The following is a 534-nucleotide window of genomic DNA, read 5'->3' as shown; positions in this document are numbered from 1 at the left end:
CCTATCGGCTGAACTTCGCGCAGGTGTCGTCGCCGCCGACGATCACCCCGTTCGCGCCGATGACGTGGTGGGCGGAGGTTCCGCTTCTCGGCCCCCTGATCGGCCCGGTGATGGCCGCCGAGACCGCGCTGACGCTGCTGGCGCTGTGCATGGCGCCGCTGATCGGCTGGCTGCTCTATCGCACGCCGCTGGGGCTGGCCCTGCGCATGGTCGGCGAGAATCCGGCGGCGGCGGAGGGGCAGGGCATCCGCGTGGCGGCCGTGCGGATTGGTGCGATCATGGCCGGCTCGGCGCTGATGGCCGTGGGCGGGGCGTTCCTGACGCTCTCCGCCTTCAACGCGTTCTTCTTCAACATGATTAACGGGCGCGGCTGGATCTGCGTGGCGCTGGTGGTCTTCGCCTCCTGGCGGCCGGGCCGGGCGCTGCTTGGCGCGGTGCTGTTCGCCGCGTTCGACGCCCTGCAACTGCGCCTGCAACAGGGCGGGGCGAGCCTGCCGGGCCTGCCGCCGCTGCCGTACCAGGTGTACCTGATGC

Annotated in this window: 1 protein-coding gene; it reads left to right on the top strand. The window is 71.5% G+C overall.

The annotated features are described in order from the left end of the window. On the top strand, positions 1-534 hold a 534-nt coding region (locus tag AC1DM9_RS34450; protein WP_477584504.1), incomplete at both ends, for an ABC transporter permease.

It is taken from the genome of Paenibacillus sp. 01T431, assembly GCF_056398625.1.
This window is presented reverse-complemented; position numbering and strand designations above follow the sequence as displayed.